The organism is Candidatus Dadabacteria bacterium (genome assembly GCA_009840385.1).
Lineage (GTDB): Bacteria > Desulfobacterota_D > UBA1144 > Nemesobacterales > Nemesobacteraceae > Nemesobacter > Nemesobacter australis.
Genome location: VXNX01000013.1, coordinates 245,987 through 262,760 on the forward strand (window position 1 = coordinate 245,987; position 16,774 = coordinate 262,760).

Genomic DNA, 16,774 nt, shown 5'->3' on the forward strand with positions numbered 1-16,774 from the left:
CGAAAATCCTCGCTTACGATCATAACGTATTAACCCGTCCGAATCAGGTTCTTTTAAACATCTTCTCGAGCATATTGTACGATATCCGGGCCGCAACCGGCCGGCCGTGAGGACAGGCGTGAGGATTTTCAGAAGCGTCCATATCCGCAAAAAGAGCCATCGCCTCCTCTTGGGAAAGCATACGGTTTGCAGTTATTGAACTGTGGCACGCCATCGTAGCGCACACGGTGTCAAGATGTTCCCTCAGACTCCTGGGATCGCCGAAACCGTCAAGCTCATCAAACAGATCACTGAAAACCCGGGAGTAATCAGAGTCTCTCAGGAATCCCGGAACGGATTTCACCCTTACCGCGGTTTCTCCGAAAATCTCAAAATCAAAACCGAGCTTCCCCATCTCATCCGCGAACCGTTGGGCCACACTTATCTCCCGAACCGTAAGTTCGATGACTTCGGGAATGAGAAGTTTCTGGGAACAGGAAGAAGTCTCTTCAAGGTAAGATCTCTTTATTCTCTCGAAGTTAACCCGCTCATGGGCCGCGTGCTGATCAACAAGGATGATCCCGTCGGAATTCTCACATACTAGATACAGTTTCCCGACCTGTCCCAAAAACCTGAGGCTTGAGTAAAAGCCGTCGGAGAACATGTCCTCTTTCGCAAGCGGGGGGGATTTCTCAAATACAGCGGAAGCGCCGTGGTGGGAGCTGGAAGACCCCAATTCGGACTCGTAGGCAACTTGAGTGGAAGTCCTCTTGGCCGAAGATGCGGCGGCGTAATTCCTCCTCTCGGAGGATCCCGAGTCCTTCTGCCCCTTGTAATAATCTTCAAGGGCCTTTCGGGTTCTTTCCCCGTGTCCTTTCATCCACGGGGCATCGGCAAGCATACCGCTTATCGCACGGCGGATACTCTGGCCAACTTCGTACTGGTTCTCAAACATCACCTCACTTTTAGTCGGGTGTACATTCACGTCCACAAGAGCGGGATCCCTTTCAATGAAGATCACTCCCTGGGGATACTTTCCCTTTTCGAGCATCCTTCCGTAGCAATCCATTATGATCCTGTTTATAAAACGGTCCCTTACGGGTCTTGCGTTCACGTAAGTAAACAGCCTGCGCATCGAGGAGCGGGGGTCCAGAGGACTTCCCAGAAAGCCGTGCAGCGCAAGCACCTCGTCTTCAAATTCTATTTCGTAAAGCGATGTGCCCGGAATTATCTGCGCTACGCGCTGTGCGAGCGATTCGCTTGCGCCGTAGCGATGGATATTCTTCCCGTCCGAAAAAATCTCAAAAGACACTCCAGGCCTTGACAGGGATTCGCGCTGGATAGCCTCAAGAACCCTGCCAAGTTCGGTTTCCGGCTTTTTAAGAAATTTAAGGCGCGGCGGCGTATTGAAAAACAGGTTTTTAACCTCAACTGAAGAACCTACGGGAGAGGCCGACTCCTTCACCTTCCTCATGACCCCGCCTTCGATGTAGATTTCGGTGCCAGATTTAGACCCCTCAGCACCCGTTATCATCCTGAACCTTGAAACGCTGGCTATGCTCGGAAGCGCCTCGCCGCGAAAACCGAGAGTTCCTATAGAGAAGAGATCGTCAATATCCCTTATTTTGCTCGTGGCGTGGCGTTCAATGCTCATAAGGGCGTCATCCCGGGACATCCCGTGGCCGTTATCTACTACCCTTATAAGTCTCTTGCCTCCGGCTTGAAGATGTATGGATATCCTGGTCGCCCCGGCATCAATTGAGTTTTCAACAAGTTCTTTTACTACAGAAGCCGGTCTCTCGACTATTTCTCCGGCTGCTATCTTGGAGACAAGGACATCAGGGAGCGTTCTTATCTTTGCCATTAATACTTCAGAAGAGCTTCAACACAATAAACAGAATAAGTATAACAAGGGGCAAAATGACTGCGGCAACCGAGAAAAATGAAAAAACTGAGAGGGTTTTTTTCGCATGCGTCCCGAAAACGTCCTGCGACTGTTCTTCTACCACGCCGAAATATTTCTTAAACATCTTTACCTTCCTCAGACGGCGCGGGAGGCATTTTTTCCGTCCTAGCTCTGTTAAGCGACTCCACCAAAGATTCGACTGAGACCGCCGGAAGGGTTATCAGTTCGACCGTCCCCCTGGAGCAGAGATCCACCGAGACTTTTCCTATGGTCTCGTTATCGGGCGCCTCCACTATGTTCACAAAATCGTACCTGCCCAGAGTCGCGTACTGCTCGATAACCCTCACGCCTATATCCTCAAGCTCCTTGTCAACTTCCTTTATTCTCCCGGGTCGCTCCTTCACGGTTTTTCTGCCCTCTGGGGTAAGCCTGCTGAGTAATATATAAATTGCCATTGAAAAAACCTGCTGTTTCTATGAGTTGCGGCGAATCGTGTGCTGAAATAACCTTCGGTTGCCGGTTAGCTGTTCTAGATTTATAACCTTTTTGCAAGATATCTCAAGAAAAAAAGCCCCTCCCCGGAACTTCCATAACAAAAACTCTCCGTTATATTATTATAAGCATTCTTTCAGACCTGATGAAAAGCATACTCCACGTTGCGACAATCACTCTTGCTGTTCTGCTTTTTCCGCTTTTACTTTCTCCGCGGGCGGAGGTGGCTTACGCACAGGCAAATCCGCGGGAAGAACTCAGCGTAAAAGACTACTCGTGGAAATCCTACGGAGTGGGACGCATGGCGACGCTTGGGGAAGTAACCGTCGCAAACTCGGGCAAAAACAGCTACAAGAACATCAAAATCAGGGTCGATCTGTTTACGAGAACAGGCAAGCTTCTGGGATCGCTTCAAGGGACAATACCCGAGGAATTGCCCGCCGAAAGTGAAAAAACCTTCTCCGACCTGGATCTGGGGCTTATGAACTCGGATCTTGAAGAGTCTGAAGCGATGGTAGTGGGAGCAGAAGTATCGGGAAGCTCTTCGTCCACAAGTGCCGAGAACGTGATTTTTATAAAAAACTGGGAGTTTGAAGGCGCAAGCTTCGGAACTGAAGGCTTCATAACGGAAATCACCCTTGAGAACACCGGAAAAATCCACTTCAAAAATATAAAGATACTTTTAACGGAAAAAGATGGTGGAGACAGGCCGGGGAGCACTCACCTGTCCTCGGTGGTAATACATGACGTTCTCCCAGCCGGAGCGGAAAGAACTTTTACGGGAATAAACGTGGGCTTCTCGAGTCCGAACGCTCTTGAGAGATCAATCGCCATCTCAGGAGCCGTGCCTGTAACAACAAAGGAACTCAACTACATCCTTGGGGGCGGGGGAAGCATCGGCGAGAAGATAAAGGAAAAAATCAGCTCCGTGAGCATACTTCGGAAAAAAGACGGAGAGAAAAAAGCTGAGTCCCAACAAAAGATATCATCTCCGGATAAAGCTGAAAGCGGCTATGAAGGCGGAGCGGAGAGCCCTCCCCCTTCAGCCGAGACAGCTATGGAGAGAAACACCCAGCCCTATCAGGAACAACTCAGTGAACCTTTCCCTAAACACGATATAGTCATAAGGGAATTTAAATGGGGAAGCGGAATCCCCGGATCAACCGCGACGCTAAGCAAACTCGTCATCGAAAACATAAGCGACATCACTTACGAGAAAATAGAGTTTGAAATAGAGTTTTTTACATCCTCTAATGCACCTTTCGGATCAAACCGCTTCAAGGTGAAGAAAGTCCTCGCTCCGGGACAGGTGATGCGACTGAAAAATGTTCAGGTCGGGTTTATAAGTAAACTTCCCGACCCGAATTATATAAAGCTCAGAGTGGTAAAAGCAAAAGTGGTAATGTAAGAAACTTACGCCTGAGTACTGAATGGGGGAGGGATTAAAGCGCTTGGGAACTCTCTAGTTCCCCACTAACTCAAGGGATTCTTTTATCGTTTCGACCAGCTTGTCCCTGAACTGCTCTATTCCTTCAAAAGGAACCACTATGCTGGATCTGCCGCCGCTTAGTTCCGTAATCCTCAGGTACTGACCCTTGTGGTTCTCCTTAACGTCAAAGAAAAACCTCTTGGATTCAATATCGACGTGGTTACTAACATGCTCCTTTTCTGTCCTTTCTTCCATCTAATTCTGCCTCCTAGAAAAATTTGTTGGAACAATTATTGGAGCATGACTATAACCCCTTAAAAGCAAAAAGCAAACAATTCTTTCCTAGCCGCGCAAATGCTGATATATTCAGGGGGAAAACTCCAAAAATGTCCAGAATAAAAATAGATATCCCCAGCAGATTCGTCTTCTCAACGCAAATCCCGATAAGAATAGACGACATAAACTACGGTTCCCATCTCGGACACGATTCCGTGCTCACTCTGACGCATGAGGCTCGCGTGAGGTTCCTCACAACCCATGGTTACACCGAAGACGACATAGAGGGGGTGGGAATCATAATGGGAGACGTGGGGATTACCTACAGTTCAGAAGCATTTTACGGAGACGTACTAGAAATAAGCATAGGCATCGGTGAATACGGCAACCATTTTTGCGAACTTGTCTATGTGCTTGTGAACGAAAAAAGCGGTAAAGAGGTTGCGAGGGTGAAAACCTCGCTCGTGTTCTTTGACTACAAAGAGAGAAAGACCGTGCGGATGCCGGAAGAATTCCGAAGAAAAATCATCCCCGAAACAGAGTAATAATCATCGCAATCTCACATGTCCGCCGCTACTGTTTCTTTTTGACGGCGTAGCCGATGTAAATGGTGTTTTTGCGTTTTTTTACCAGAAAAAGATACTTTTTCCCGGGTTCCAAGCGGCTAATGACCTTGTTGTAGTCCCCTAGGTTCGCCACGGGGCTTTTGTCAACCTCGAGTATCACGTCCCCAGGACGAAATCCCGCTTCCCAAGCAGAACTGCCACGGCTTACGTTGGTAACCAGAACTCCGGTTTCATCTTCAATGCCGAACCGTGAGGCGATATCCGGGGTAATGTCGCTTAATTCAATATCCTCGTCCTGCCGGGATTCGGCGGCAGTCTTATCATCCGGCATCTCACCAAGAACAACGGAGATGTCCTTACGCTTCCCGTCGCGGAGAACCGTGAGTTTAGAAGAAGTGCCGGGAGCCTTCATTGCCACGAGTTTGGACAAAGACGTAAACTCCTTTATAGGATTTCCGTCAAACTCCACTACCACGTCTCCCCTTTTAAGACCCGCCTTTTCCGCGGGGCTTCCCGGGCTTATATCGGATATAAGAGCCCCGTCCGTACTTTCATGGCCCATGCTCTCCGCAATCTCCTGCGTTATGGGCTGGATGATGACCCCAAGCCATCCTCTTACCACCTTGCCTTTCTCCATTAGCTGGGATATGACTCCCTTGGCCATGTTAGCGGGGATGGAAAAACCTATTCCCTGCCCCCTAGCAGCTATCGCAGTGTTAACCCCGACCACCTCTCCTCCCAGATTAAAAAGCGGACCTCCGCTGTTCCCTGGGTTAAGCGATGCGTCGGTCTGAATGAAGTCATCGTAGGCACCGAGACCCAGAGATCTTCCCTTCGCGCTTACTATTCCGACCGTGACAGTGTAGCCAAGACCGAAGGGGTTTCCGATGGCCATGACCCAGTCGCCGATCCTCAGTTTTCCGGAATCTCCGAAAACAACGGGCTTAAGTTTTTTTTCAGGTTTTATCTTCAGCACCGCGAGATCTGTCTTTATGTCCTGTCCGACAATCTCGGCCGTATATCTTGACCCGTCGTAAAGAACGACTTGTATATCTTCTGCCCTGCTAATCACGTGGTTGTTGGTTACTATGAAACCGTTTTTGCTGACTATGAACCCGGAGCCCAGCCCCTTTTTCCTGAACTCCCGCTCTCGGTCGTTCGGAAAAAATCTCTTGAAAAACTCCTCGAAAACATCTCCCTCGCCGAAATCAGGGAACATGGGTCCTCGTTTTACGACACTTGTGGTGCTTATGTTCACAACCGAATGTTTTTGCTTCTCGACAAGACCAGAGAGAGAGGGAAAAGTCTCCGTAGAACCTGAAGAAGAAAGAAGCTCAGGGGCGCTTTCGCCCGACAGCAGTTCAGAGGTCTTATCATCTTCCTCTACTTTTGCGCATGAAAGAGAACCAACAAGCAGAAAACAGGCAGCAAAAAACAAGAAAACAGTTTTTTTCATAGTTAAAGCCTCCAGATTCATTTCAGCATTCCAACTATTTTATCAGCAACTTCGGAAATACTCATATCATCCGTAAAAACAATATGCGGCAGGCGTTCGTAAATATCTTTTCTTTTCATGAAAAGCTTCTGGAACTCAGCACGAGGATCCTTGACATCAAGAAGGGGCCTTCCCTTCTTGCGCCTTACCCTGTTCCAGAGGGTATCAATATCCGCCTTGAGATAGAAGACCTCGCCCGAGGCACTCATTATGTCCCGGTTCTTTTCCCGTAGGACCACTCCTCCTCCAGTCGAGATCACAGTCGGGGACGCTTTCTGCGAGAGAACCTCAAGTATTTCGGTTTCCTTCTCCCTGAAGCCATCCTCCCCGTCCGTCGCGAAGATCTCGGTTACCGAAAGCCCACGGGCCCTTTCCACTTCACTGTCAAGATCATAGAAATCCACATGCAGCTTCCGGGAAAGCTCCCGGCCAACGCTGGTTTTGCCCGCTCCCATGAACCCCGCAAGGAAAATGTGTCGTTTCTCGCTCAAGTCACTGCTACAGTTTTCTTCCGACAGAAGAACCCTTGGCAGGGGTATCTGTGCCGGAGAGCATTTTCTCAACGTACTTGCCTATTATGTCGCACTCTATGTTAACTTCCCTGCCCCGGCGAAACTCAGAAAACGTCGTTTCCCGAAGCGTGTAAGGAATTATGTTTACCGAGAACTCCACACCCCTTACCGAATTAACGGTGAGACTCACGCCGTCAACGGCAACCGATCCTTTTTCAACCACATATTTTGCAAGCGCAGCGGGGATCGAGAAAGAAAAAACCCGGGATTCCCCGACCGGGGCAGTAGACTGAACGGCCCCTACCCCATCCACATGACCTGTGACGATATGTCCACCCATCCTGTCTCCGACCCGAAGAGATCTCTCAAGATTTACTCCGCTTCCCGCCCGAAGGCCGGAGAGATTAGTTCTTGAGAGGGTTTCGTGGGAAGCGTCAACAGAAAAACTCCCGTCCTCCACTGAAACCACCGTAAGGCATACGCCGTTTACAGCCACGCTCTCCCCCAGAACAAGTTCCCCAGCATCAATTTTCCGAACCCCGACTCTTAAAACAACTCCCTTGTCTTTTTCCTCAAGCGCCTGGAGCACTCCAATATCTTCAACTATCCCGCTAAACATCTACCTCTCCTTGTTCCGTCCCACAACCCCGGAAATCAGAATCGAAATCGCTCCGACCGTGATCGCGGAATCAGCCACGTTAAACGGTGGCCAGAGCAGATCAGGATTTCCCGGCCAGTAGACCGCGATAAAATCGGTCACGTATCCGTAGGCAAACCTGTCTATTGAGTTTCCAATCGCTCCTCCAAGCACAAAAGCCAGAGCATACCGAAAGAGCCTCTGTTCCTCCTCCAGCCTGCGAAGAAAGAAAAAAATCACGATCAGCACCAGAACGAAAACGGCAATGTAAAAGTAGAATCTTATATCCTCGGACATGTTCCTTAGCATGCCAAACGCGATTCCGGGGTTTCGCAGATGCGTTATATCAAACCAGGAAAACACGTTTATCCTCGAGAGAAGCGGCACGTGCGCCTTGACGAGCCACTTAGTCAGCTGGTCAAGCGCCACGATCAAAAAAGATATAACGAACACGCCCAGATAATTTCTCATGAAAAAGACAAAGAAGCCCGGCTGACCGCTCAGCCTCCCTCCAGTCGAAACTCTATCGGAACCTTAACCCAGCTTGATACCGCCTTGAAGCCCCTCTGGGCCGGGACGAATTTCCATCTTTTTACAGCCTTCAAAGCAGCATTATCAAGAACCTTGTGACCGGAGGATCTGAAGATGGTCACTTCATCAACCTCGCCGTTTGGAAGCACATGTGCGTTAAGCAACACGCTTCCCTCGTAACCGCGCCTTATTGCAACCGCGGGATAGCCGGGTCTGGGAGTAAAACCGTAAGAGGGCCTCGCGCTCGCGTAAGTCTCATCAGGTTCCTCGGCCGGAGCGGATTTTTCTTCCTTTTTGAGCGCCAGGGAATCATCCCGCTTTTCCACTTTCTTTACGGTTTCTTCCTTTTTCTTCTCGACAACCTTCTTTTTCTTTACGACTTTTTCCGCGGGTGCGGGTTTTTTGAATTCAAAACGCCTGAGGGAAACCTCTATGTGATCGCCGTATACAGGAACGCTTCTCTGCACGACAATCTTCCCCCAAGCAAAAGAGATAAGAACATGGAAGGCAATTGAAAACAGTATGAATTTCCTAAGATTGTCAACCGGCCCGCCCATACCAAAACACTATTCTATACTAAGAACCAGAAATTCCTTAATTCCTCCGGGAACCCTGACCTGTATCTCGTCATCAACCCTCTTACCGATAAGCGCGCTGCCGACCGGAGAGGTAACGGATATGAAGCCATTTTCAGGTTCGGATTCATCCTCTCCCACGAGCTTATATTTTCTTATATCACCGGAATCGACATCCTCAACCGTAACCGTAAGACCGAAGACAACCCTGTCCCGCGCGGTGATTTTCTCGGGGTCGATCACCTCCGCTCGGCCAAGGCGGCCTTCTATTTCCAGTATCCTGCCCTCTATGAATGACTGTTTCTGCTTGGCGGTCTCGTACTCGGCGTTTTCAGAAAGATCCCCTAGAGATCTCGCGTACTCTATGAGCTTGATAACTTCCTGTCTTTCGACGGTCTTTAGCCTGTGAAGCTCGTCCCGAAGCTTTTTCCATCCATCGGGAGTAATTAAAACTCTTTGGCCACTCATCAATATATCCTCTGCGTCCCAATCATCGTCCCCGTATCCTTGCTAATAGTAGCTTTGCAAAGCCTTTACCTCGAGGCCGCTTCTCACAAGAGCCTCAATCGCACCGACTCCGGCAACTGCGCCGGCAAGAGTCGTGAAGTAAGGAACGTTGTTTACAAGCGCGGTCCTTCTTATTGAATAAGATTGCGCGATCTCCTTTTTCCCGAAAGTGGTGTTTATAACCAACTGGACCTCACCGTTTTTAAGGTGATCGACTATGTGGGGACGGCCCTGCTTTACCTTTTTTACTGTCCGGGAAAATATACCATTTTTATTAAGAAATTCCGACGTGCCCCCGGTAGCCATTATATCAAAACCGGTATCGCTGAGCCTTTGGGCTATATCAACCATCTTGGCTGACTTGTCCTCGTCCTTTACGCTTATGAAAGCCACCCCTCCCGATGGAAGGCTGTTGCCGGCCGCGATCTGGGACTTGGCAAACGCCTGGTCAAGGTCGGGAGCAATCCCCATGACCTCGCCGGTGGATTTCATCTCCGGACCCAGAATCGTGTCGACTTCCGGGAACTTGACGAAGGGAAAGACCGATTCCTTCACGCAGTAGTGCTCCGGGACGATTTCCTCCGTGTAGCCGAGTTCCTCAAGAGATTTTCCAGTCATCACTTTGGTCCCTATTTTAGCTAACTGAACCCCTATGGCCTTACTCACGAAAGGAACGGTGCGGCTCGCTCTGGGGTTTACCTCGATTATGTAAACCTTTCCGTCCTTTACGGCAAACTGGATGTTAACAAGCCCTTTTACATCCAGAGAAAGAGCAAGTTTTTTCGTCTGGGATTTTATTTCCTCGACAATCTCAGGTTCCATCGAAAACGGGGGCAGAATCGCCGCGCTGTCCCCGGAATGAACCCCTGCTTCCTCAATGTGCTCAAGCACTCCGCCCACAACAACGGTTTTACTGTCGCAAACTGCATCCACGTCGACTTCCTTTGCGTCCTTTAGAAACTTGTCTATCAATATCGGGTGGTTCGGCGAAACGCTCGCGGCTTCCTGTATGTAAGTCCGAAGAGACTCTTCGTCGTAAACTATCTCCATGGCACGACCACCCAGAACGTAAGACGGGCGGACCATGACCGGATATCCTATTTCGCGGGCTATGCCAATGGCTTCCCCCTCGCTTCTCGCGGTATCGCTCTGGGGCTGAAGCAGATCAAGGTCAGAAACGAGCTTTCTGAACCTGTCTCTGTCCTCGGCAAGATCTATGCTCTCGGGGGAAGTTCCTATTATCTTCACCCCCTCCTCCTCAAGCGCGAGTGCAAGGCGAAGAGGAGTCTGGCCTCCTAAATGAACTATAACTCCCCAAGGATCTTCCCTTCTTATCAGAGCCAAGGTGTCTTCAAGCGTAAGCGGTTCAAAATAAAGCCTGTCCGAGGTGTCGTAATCCGTGCTCACGGTCTCGGGATTGCAGTTAACCATAACGGCCTCGTACCCTTCTTCCCGAAGCGCAAAAGACGCGTGCACGCAGCAGTAGTCAAACTCTATGCCCTGACCTATGCGGTTCGGTCCCCCGCCGAGTATCACAACTTTTTTTCTGTCCGTGGGAAACGCTTCGCTTTCGCTCTCGAAAGTCGAGTAGAGATAAGGCGTGTAGGCCTCAAACTCGGCGGCGCAAGTATCAACCATCTTAAAAGCAGGCTCAATTCCCTCGCGCAGGCGGAAATCCCTCACTTCCCCTTCTTCCATGGAAAGAATCTTCGCGACCTCAATGTCGGAAAAACCGTGGCGCTTGGCCTGTAGTATGGTCTCGCGGTTAAGCCCATCCTTCGCAATATCAGATTCGAAATCGACAATCTGCTTTATATTCCGAAGAAACCAGGGGTCCACATGAGAAATCGAGTAGATTTCCTCCAAGTGCATGCCCAGACGAAACGCGTCGGCTATGTACCAGAGTCGACGAGGGGATGGAACCCTGAGTTCTTCCCTTACCTCTTCGGGGTCATCAGACACCTTCTCGAAACCGTAGGAATCTATCTCAAGAGATCTCATCGCCTTCTGCAGGGATTCCTTGAAAGTCCTTCCCATGGACATGGCTTCCCCCACTGATTTCATCTGTGTGGTGAGAGTCGGGCTCGTCTGCGGAAACTTCTCAAACGCGAACCTAGGTATCTTCACCACAACGTAATCTATCGTCGGCTCAAAAGACGCGGGGGTGTACTTCGTTATATCGTTTGAGATCTCATCGAGAGAATAGCCAACCGCAAGCTTAGCGGCTATCTTGGCGATCGGAAACCCGGTGGCTTTTGAGGCAAGCGCGGAGCTTCGCGAAACCCTCGGATTCATTTCTATTACCATCATCCGTCCGTCTTTGGGATTAACAGCGAACTGGATGTTTGAGCCGCCTGTTTCAACGCCGATTTCCCTTATTATCGCTATGGACGCGTCGCGCATATGCTGGTATTCCTTGTCGGTAAGAGTCTGCGCAGGAGCTACCGTTATGCTGTCTCCCGTGTGAACACCCATGGCGTCGAAATTCTCTATGGAGCAGATTATGACGACGTTATCCATGTGATCCCGCATTACCTCGTATTCAAATTCCTTCCACCCCACTATGGATTCCTCTATTAGTATCTCGCTTGCCGGAGAACTTTCGATTCCCGCCTTGGCAAACTCTTGGAATTCCTCCTTGTTGTAGGCAACGCTTCCGCCGGTTCCTCCAAGGGTAAAAGAAGGCCGTATAATGACCGGAAACCCTATCTCATCCACAACGTTCCAAGCCTCTTCCATGTTATGCGCGATGCCGCTTTTCGGCACCTCAAGACCTATGTCGGCTATCGCTTTTTTGAAAAGATCCCTGTTCTCGGCTTTTTTTATCGCGGGAATTTTCGCACCTATGAGTTCCACGCCGTGGCGCTCGAGCACGCCCGACTCGGCAAGCGAAACGGCGAGGTTAAGTGCCGTCTGTCCGCCTATTGTGGGCAGAAGGGCGTCGGGCTTTTCCTTCTCTATTATTTTTTCCAGTATTTCGGGAACCAGCGGTTCCACGTAAGTGCTGTCGGCAAAGTCCGGGTCGGTCATTATGGTGGCCGGGTTGCTGTTTACCAGAACCACCCTGTAGCCTTCTTCCTTCAGCACCTTGCACGCCTGAGTGCCCGAATAGTCAAACTCGCAGGCCTGTCCTATCACTATCGGACCGGAGCCGATGACCATTATGGTTTTTATGTCAGTTCGCTTGGGCATGGAACGGAAAAGCTTGTAACAGGTTGCAAATATATACTTAATAACACGCTGACAGGCAACACGGAGAAATTGCTGCTTTCCGTTTTAGAGTCCATTTTTAATTGGTCTCGCTGACATATAGCGGATGCCTCAGCATTTCGCTTTTGTATGTATCAAGATGCGTATAATTTATGGGAATTACATACATAAATAAAAAGAGATTGGTATGTTTGTATTCTGTACCATGTAGGATACGAACGGGGTATAATACAAACATACCAACCAAAGAGGATTTTACATGAGAAATATAGCCATAGCAGTATTGATTTTTATGATGGGAACGACAATGGTGGGCTGCGGTGATGATTCTAACGCTACAAGTGAACCGGTATCAAAAGAACCGGTAAAGATGACGGCGTTTTTTGCCACTATCACAAACGGCAATGATGTCTGTGAAAGCCTTGATCTTGATTTCTATTTCGATGAAGACCCTGTTGCCGGATTGGAAATTGGAAAACCCAATATCAGAATACTAAGGTCAGGTGAAACCGTGGAAAACGCAACCTACGGCCATATAGGAATTGATCTCGGTAACGTGCTCACCACTGCATACGTGCTTCGAGACCAAGACGGAAACTTTGCAACACCGGGATCCACTTATGTCATGACTCGAATAGATACCGATATCAGTCAGGAAGAAATTTATACCGGTCTATGGGTTGGACAAGCAGTTCGTACTCCCGGTAATCCCCTTGTGATTTGTCCGGTTGTCCTGATACCGGAGGGAACGGTGGGAAAGGACGCTTGTGGGATGTCTCCTACTGACGTAACCGGCATGGATGAAGGTTTGAGTAAATATCTTCTGAATGAGGATGGGACTCTTAATACTTGTAAAAGTTTCTTGAAGGATGGCGTGTTCAGTTATTGAATGGAATGATAAGAAGTGGAGGTGACGGGTCTCGAACCCGCAACTTCCCGGCCTCGTTTATTATTGTGTAAATAATAAACTTAGTGGGCTATTTCCCCGGTTAATACTACACCCCCGCTTCTTACTCTATTATAACATGATAATACGAAAAAGTTAATAGTTAGAGGGGCTTAAAAGTGAAAAAGGATAAATTTTTAGGGGAGGAAAAAACTTTTCATGAATTGGGTTCTTTCTGGATGTAATAGTGTATAGGGTTTTTTATTTAAGTATGTAATTCCCAAATTTAGTGTCCGGTTTTTACGAAACTGCTGGCCAACGTCTACGTGCGTACCAGTCTCCGGCTCCTAGGGTTCGTGAAGATCGAATTGATCCAGAAAGTGTTACTCCAGAGGGGCTACAACGTACAACTAAAGAAGAAAAATCCGAACACACATAACCATCATGATTTGGTAGTTAAAACCAAAATAAAATGTAAAAACGTTTATCTAGTCCGGCCTTTCGACGTATATCTCTTTCCCCTTATCCACAAATTCTCTGGCCTTGGAATCAAGCCCTTTCTGAACAGCATCCATCTCTGAAAGACCCTGCTCTTTCGCGTAATCCCTTATATCCTGCGTGATTTTCATAGAGCAGAACTTGGGGCCGCACATGGAGCAGAAATGCGCAACCTTTGCCCCTTCTGCCGGGAGAGTTTCGTCATGGAACTCACGCGCGGTATCCGGGTCAAGAGAGAGATTGAACTGATCATTCCACCGGAATTCAAACCTGGCTTTGCTGAGCACGTTGTCGCGAAGCTGCGCTGTGGGGTGGCCCTTAGCAAGGTCCGCAGCGTGCGCGGCTATCTTGTAGGTTATAACCCCGTCCTTTACGTCCTTTTTATTGGGAAGGCCGAGATGCTCCTTCGGGGTGACGTAGCAAAGCATCGCGGTCCCGTACCAGCCTATCATAGCCGCTCCTATGGCGGAAGTTATGTGGTCGTATCCAGGGGCTATGTCGGTCGTAAGGGGCCCAAGAGTGTAGAAAGGAGCCTCTCCGCATATCTCAAGCTCCTTGGTCACGTTCTCCCTTATCATCTGCATCGGGATGTGTCCGGGACCTTCTATCATAACCTGAACGTCGTGCTTCCAGGCTATCTGGGTAAGTTCTCCGAGGGTATCGAGCTCGGCAAACTGCGCAGCGTCGTTCGCGTCGGCTATCGAACCCGGTCGAAGGCCGTCACCCAGAGAAAATGCTATGTCGTAAGCCTTCATTATCTCGCAGATTTCTTCGAAATTGGTGTAGAGAAAACTTTCCTTGTGATGTGAGAGACACCACTTGGCCATTATTGACCCGCCCCTCGAAACTATCCCCGTAACCCTGTCGACGGTAAGGGGAATGTAGCGAAGGAGCACTCCCGCGTGTATGGTGAAGTAGTCAACCCCCTGCTCCGCCTGTTCTATTAAGGTATCCCTGTAAATCTCCCAGGTAAGTTCCTCCGGTTTTCCCTTAACTTTCTCAAGGGCCTGGTATATGGGAACGGTTCCCACGGGAACCGGGGAATTTCTTATTATCCACTCCCTGGTTTCGTGAATGTTGTCTCCGGTCGAAAGATCCATTATGGTGTCCGCCCCCCATCTGCAAGCCCAGACCGCTTTTTCGACCTCCTCCTCAATGCTCGATGTAACGGCGGAGTTCCCTATGTTCGCGTTTATCTTCACGAGAAAGTTCCGCCCTATTATCATGGGCTCGCTTTCGGGATGGTTTATGTTGTTGGGAATTATGGCGCGCCCGGCGGCAACCTCTTCCCTTACGAACTCGGGGGTGATGTGGCGGGTCTGAATGCGCGCATCAAAATCAACCCCCTCGTGGTAAGCCGCAAGTTGCCCGTAGGCATCCTTCAGTTCGTCGATTCTCTGGTTCTCCCTTATGGCTATGTACTCCATCTCGGGCGTTATGATTCCCTTCTTCGCGTAGTGCATCTGGGTTACGTTTCGCGAGGGAACGGCGCAAAGGGGCTTTCTTATGTTCCCGAAAGTTATCCCGTTTGCCCTCTCAAGTCTTTTTCTCGCGAATTCCGAGGAAAAATCAGAAAGTTCCTGAACATCTCCCCGCTCCCTTATCCATTTTTCGCGAAGCGGCGGAAGACCCCTGTGAACGTCAATATCGACATCGGGGTCGGTATAGGGACCGCTTGTGTCATAAAGGGTTATGCTGAACTTGTCCGCACCCGGGGCATCAGAGATAGGATCGTCGGTCTCAACCTCTCTCATGGCCACCTTTATGTCGTGGATTTTTCCATCCACGTATATCTTTTTTGACTTGGGAAAAGGGTCTCTCGTTATTACGGATTTGGTGGGTATTTTCTCTTTTTTCCGGGAAGAACTCATTAGCAAAGGCCCCCTTGACCAAAACGCTTCGGACAATATTAGTTTAGGGGATTATAAGCCCCTTTACAAATAATTTGGACGACAAAAAACTCCGGTTATCAATGGAAATGTCAGCGGGAAATCCTGTAGACAGCGTCTCTGCGGTCATCGGATACAAGCAAAGCTCCGTCCGGGGCAACGAGTACATCAACGGGCCTCCCCCAAGCGGTCCCGTCGCTTCCGAGCCACCCCTGGGCAAACACGTCGTATGAAGCCGCGTTCCCCGATTGATTGAGGCGCACCGCGGTCACCCTGTAACCTGCGGGCACGCTTCTGTTCCAAGATCCGTGCTCCGCGATGAAAATCGCGTTTCTCCAAGACACGGGGAACATGGAACCCGTGTAAAACCGCATGCCGAGCGCCGCAACGTGCGCGGGAAGTTCCCACTGAGGAAAAACAAACTCGTCGCAACCGCGCTCCGAGCCGAACTGCGGATCCTGAACATCCGCCCCGTGGCAGTAAGGAAAACCGAAATGAAGTCCGGATTCCCCGGCGCGGTTAAGTTCATCCGGAGGGCTGTTATCATTAATTTCCCGATCGCTACTGATATTATCTCTTCCGTTATCCGTAAACCAGAGCACACCGGATTCCGGGTGCCAGTCAAAACCCACGGTGTTTCTCACTCCGTGGGCGAAAACCTCAAGATTCGATCCGTCGGGATCGATTCTCAGGATCGCGGCGTAGCGCTCGTCGTCTCTTTTGCAGACGTTGCACGGCGCTCCGACCGGAACGTAGAGTTTTCCGTCCGGTCCGAATCGGATGAACTTCCACCCGTGATGCGTATCCCTCGGGAGCGTGTCAATTACAACCACGGGGTCCGGAGGAGAAGAGAGATGGTTCTCGATATTGTCATAGCGGAGAATTCGGCTTATTTCCGCAACATAAAGGTCTCCGTCTTGAAACGCAACGCCGTTTGGAGTATTGAGGTTGTCCGCGATTATACGAACGGTTTCGGCATAATTATCACCATCCGTATCGCTAAGGGCGTACACAGTTCTAGATCTAGTGCCGACAAACAATGTGCCCTTGGCGCCAAGTGCAAGCGAACGCGCACCGGGCACCGGGCACCTCATTTGAATAAAACGAAATGGAAAAACCCTCGGGAAGAGATATACGTGAGAGCATGGGATCCGCAGGAATTTCCGAGGGCACAGGCTCGCTGGGAGTTTGAATGCTCCCGTCCGGGGCGGCTTTTTCCCCACAGCCGCAGCCGAACGAGAGGAAAACGCAAAGACACGGAATTAGCAGCTTGAAAATCCTCGGCATAATAACCTCTCTGAAATAAAAACACTCGCAAACCCGCTGAATGTCAACATATTCGCATGCAAACAGAGTAGGACCGAAAATTCTTCCTTGGCACACCGT

At 49.7% G+C, this 16,774-nt stretch carries 14 protein-coding genes, 1 tRNA gene and 1 pseudogene; 3 read left to right on the forward strand and 13 right to left on the reverse strand.

Annotation, left to right across the window (positions count from 1 at the left end; genetic code table 11):
• Window positions 1-43: 43 nt before the first annotated feature.
• Window positions 44-1,843 carry a DNA mismatch repair endonuclease MutL gene (gene mutL / locus F4X55_05570; protein ID MYC40463.1) on the reverse strand — a complete coding sequence of 600 codons (1,800 nt, stop codon included), beginning with the start codon at window positions 1,841-1,843 and terminating at the stop codon, window positions 44-46.
• Between the two features lie 158 nt (window positions 1,844-2,001).
• Window positions 2,002-2,340 carry a GYD domain-containing protein gene (locus tag F4X55_05575; GenBank protein MYC40464.1) on the reverse strand — a complete coding sequence of 113 codons (339 nt, stop codon included), beginning with the start codon at window positions 2,338-2,340 and terminating at the stop codon, window positions 2,002-2,004.
• Between the two features lie 182 nt (window positions 2,341-2,522).
• Here F4X55_05575 and F4X55_05580 point away from each other — a divergent pair, with 182 nt between their 5' ends.
• Window positions 2,523-3,785: a hypothetical protein gene (locus F4X55_05580; GenBank protein ID MYC40465.1), complete on the forward strand. Its 1,263-nt coding sequence runs from the start codon at window positions 2,523-2,525 to the stop codon at window positions 3,783-3,785.
• 54 nt (window positions 3,786-3,839) lie between these two features.
• Here the strand turns inward: F4X55_05580 and F4X55_05585 are convergent, their stop codons facing one another.
• The gene (locus tag F4X55_05585) at window positions 3,840-4,061 is read right to left on the reverse strand and encodes a DNA-binding protein (protein ID MYC40466.1); all 222 of its coding nucleotides are present in this window, start codon (window positions 4,059-4,061) and stop codon (window positions 3,840-3,842) included.
• Between the two features lie 131 nt (window positions 4,062-4,192).
• On the opposite strand from F4X55_05585, the gene F4X55_05590 reads away from it, so the two are divergent.
• On the forward strand, window positions 4,193-4,627 hold the full coding sequence (locus F4X55_05590; protein MYC40467.1) for a thioesterase: 435 nt from the start codon (window positions 4,193-4,195) through the stop codon (window positions 4,625-4,627).
• A 28-nt stretch (window positions 4,628-4,655) separates the two neighbouring features.
• On the opposite strand, the gene F4X55_05595 is transcribed toward F4X55_05590, so the two are convergent.
• Genes F4X55_05595 through carB form a run of 7 tightly spaced genes read right to left on the reverse strand, consistent with a single transcriptional unit; the run spans window position 4,656 to window position 12,097 of the window.
• Window positions 4,656-6,125: a DegQ family serine endoprotease gene (locus F4X55_05595; protein ID MYC40468.1), complete on the reverse strand. Its 1,470-nt coding sequence runs from the start codon at window positions 6,123-6,125 to the stop codon at window positions 4,656-4,658.
• Window positions 6,122-6,634 (reverse strand): shikimate kinase, encoded by a 513-nt coding sequence (locus tag F4X55_05600; protein MYC40469.1) that lies wholly within the window; start codon window positions 6,632-6,634, stop codon window positions 6,122-6,124. Before F4X55_05600 ends, F4X55_05595 begins: the two co-directional genes overlap by 4 nt.
• 7 nt (window positions 6,635-6,641) lie before the next feature.
• Window positions 6,642-7,274 (reverse strand): riboflavin synthase, encoded by a 633-nt coding sequence (locus tag F4X55_05605; GenBank protein ID MYC40470.1) that lies wholly within the window; start codon window positions 7,272-7,274, stop codon window positions 6,642-6,644.
• A complete protein-coding gene (lspA, locus tag F4X55_05610; protein MYC40471.1) occupies window positions 7,275-7,763 on the reverse strand; it encodes a signal peptidase II in 489 nt (162 codons plus the stop codon). It lies immediately after the preceding gene.
• A 29-nt stretch (window positions 7,764-7,792) separates the two neighbouring features.
• Window positions 7,793-8,380 (reverse strand): energy transducer TonB, encoded by a 588-nt coding sequence (locus F4X55_05615; GenBank protein MYC40472.1) that lies wholly within the window; start codon window positions 8,378-8,380, stop codon window positions 7,793-7,795.
• 9 nt (window positions 8,381-8,389) lie between these two features.
• A complete protein-coding gene (gene greA / locus F4X55_05620) occupies window positions 8,390-8,866 on the reverse strand; it encodes a transcription elongation factor GreA (protein ID MYC40473.1) in 477 nt (158 codons plus the stop codon).
• A gap of 42 nt (window positions 8,867-8,908) precedes the next feature.
• Window positions 8,909-12,097 (reverse strand): carbamoyl-phosphate synthase large subunit, encoded by a 3,189-nt coding sequence (gene carB / locus F4X55_05625; protein ID MYC40474.1) that lies wholly within the window; start codon window positions 12,095-12,097, stop codon window positions 8,909-8,911.
• 277 nt (window positions 12,098-12,374) lie between these two features.
• Here carB and F4X55_05630 point away from each other — a divergent pair, with 277 nt between their 5' ends.
• A complete protein-coding gene (locus tag F4X55_05630) occupies window positions 12,375-13,004 on the forward strand; it encodes a hypothetical protein (protein ID MYC40475.1) in 630 nt (209 codons plus the stop codon).
• A gap of 16 nt (window positions 13,005-13,020) precedes the next feature.
• Here the strand turns inward: F4X55_05630 and F4X55_05635 are convergent.
• The 3 genes and pseudogenes from F4X55_05635 to F4X55_05645 all read right to left on the reverse strand — a co-directional run bounded on the left by F4X55_05635 (window position 13,021) and on the right by F4X55_05645 (window position 16,675).
• A tRNA-OTHER gene (locus F4X55_05635) sits at window positions 13,021-13,120 on the reverse strand.
• A gap of 369 nt (window positions 13,121-13,489) precedes the next feature.
• A complete protein-coding gene (gene thiC / locus F4X55_05640; GenBank protein MYC40476.1) occupies window positions 13,490-15,370 on the reverse strand; it encodes a phosphomethylpyrimidine synthase ThiC in 1,881 nt (626 codons plus the stop codon).
• A 110-nt stretch (window positions 15,371-15,480) separates the two neighbouring features.
• Window positions 15,481-16,675 (reverse strand): annotated as a pseudogene (locus F4X55_05645) (sorbosone dehydrogenase family protein).
• Window positions 16,676-16,774: the final 99 nt, after the last annotated feature.

Bases quoted from the DNA above. Each gene is read 5' to 3' on its own strand.
- F4X55_05590 (MYC40467.1), top strand. From the start codon at position 4,193: ATGTCCAGAATAAAAATAGATATCCCCAGCAGATTCGTCTTCTCAACG.
- F4X55_05580 (MYC40465.1), top strand. From the start codon at position 2,523: ATGAAAAGCATACTCCACGTTGCGACAATCACTCTTGCTGTTCTGCTT.
- lspA (MYC40471.1), bottom strand. From the start codon at position 7,763: ATGAGAAATTATCTGGGCGTGTTCGTTATATCTTTTTTGATCGTGGCG.
- F4X55_05585 (MYC40466.1), bottom strand. From the start codon at position 4,061: ATGGAAGAAAGGACAGAAAAGGAGCATGTTAGTAACCACGTCGATATT.
- thiC (MYC40476.1), bottom strand. From the start codon at position 15,370: ATGAGTTCTTCCCGGAAAAAAGAGAAAATACCCACCAAATCCGTAATA.
- carB (MYC40474.1), bottom strand. From the start codon at position 12,097: ATGCCCAAGCGAACTGACATAAAAACCATAATGGTCATCGGCTCCGGT.
- greA (MYC40473.1), bottom strand. From the start codon at position 8,866: ATGAGTGGCCAAAGAGTTTTAATTACTCCCGATGGATGGAAAAAGCTT.
- mutL (MYC40463.1), bottom strand. From the start codon at position 1,843: ATGGCAAAGATAAGAACGCTCCCTGATGTCCTTGTCTCCAAGATAGCA.
- F4X55_05605 (MYC40470.1), bottom strand. From the start codon at position 7,274: ATGTTTAGCGGGATAGTTGAAGATATTGGAGTGCTCCAGGCGCTTGAG.
- F4X55_05630 (MYC40475.1), top strand. From the start codon at position 12,375: ATGAGAAATATAGCCATAGCAGTATTGATTTTTATGATGGGAACGACA.
- F4X55_05575 (MYC40464.1), bottom strand. From the start codon at position 2,340: ATGGCAATTTATATATTACTCAGCAGGCTTACCCCAGAGGGCAGAAAA.
- F4X55_05595 (MYC40468.1), bottom strand. From the start codon at position 6,125: ATGAATCTGGAGGCTTTAACTATGAAAAAAACTGTTTTCTTGTTTTTT.
- F4X55_05615 (MYC40472.1), bottom strand. From the start codon at position 8,380: ATGGGCGGGCCGGTTGACAATCTTAGGAAATTCATACTGTTTTCAATT.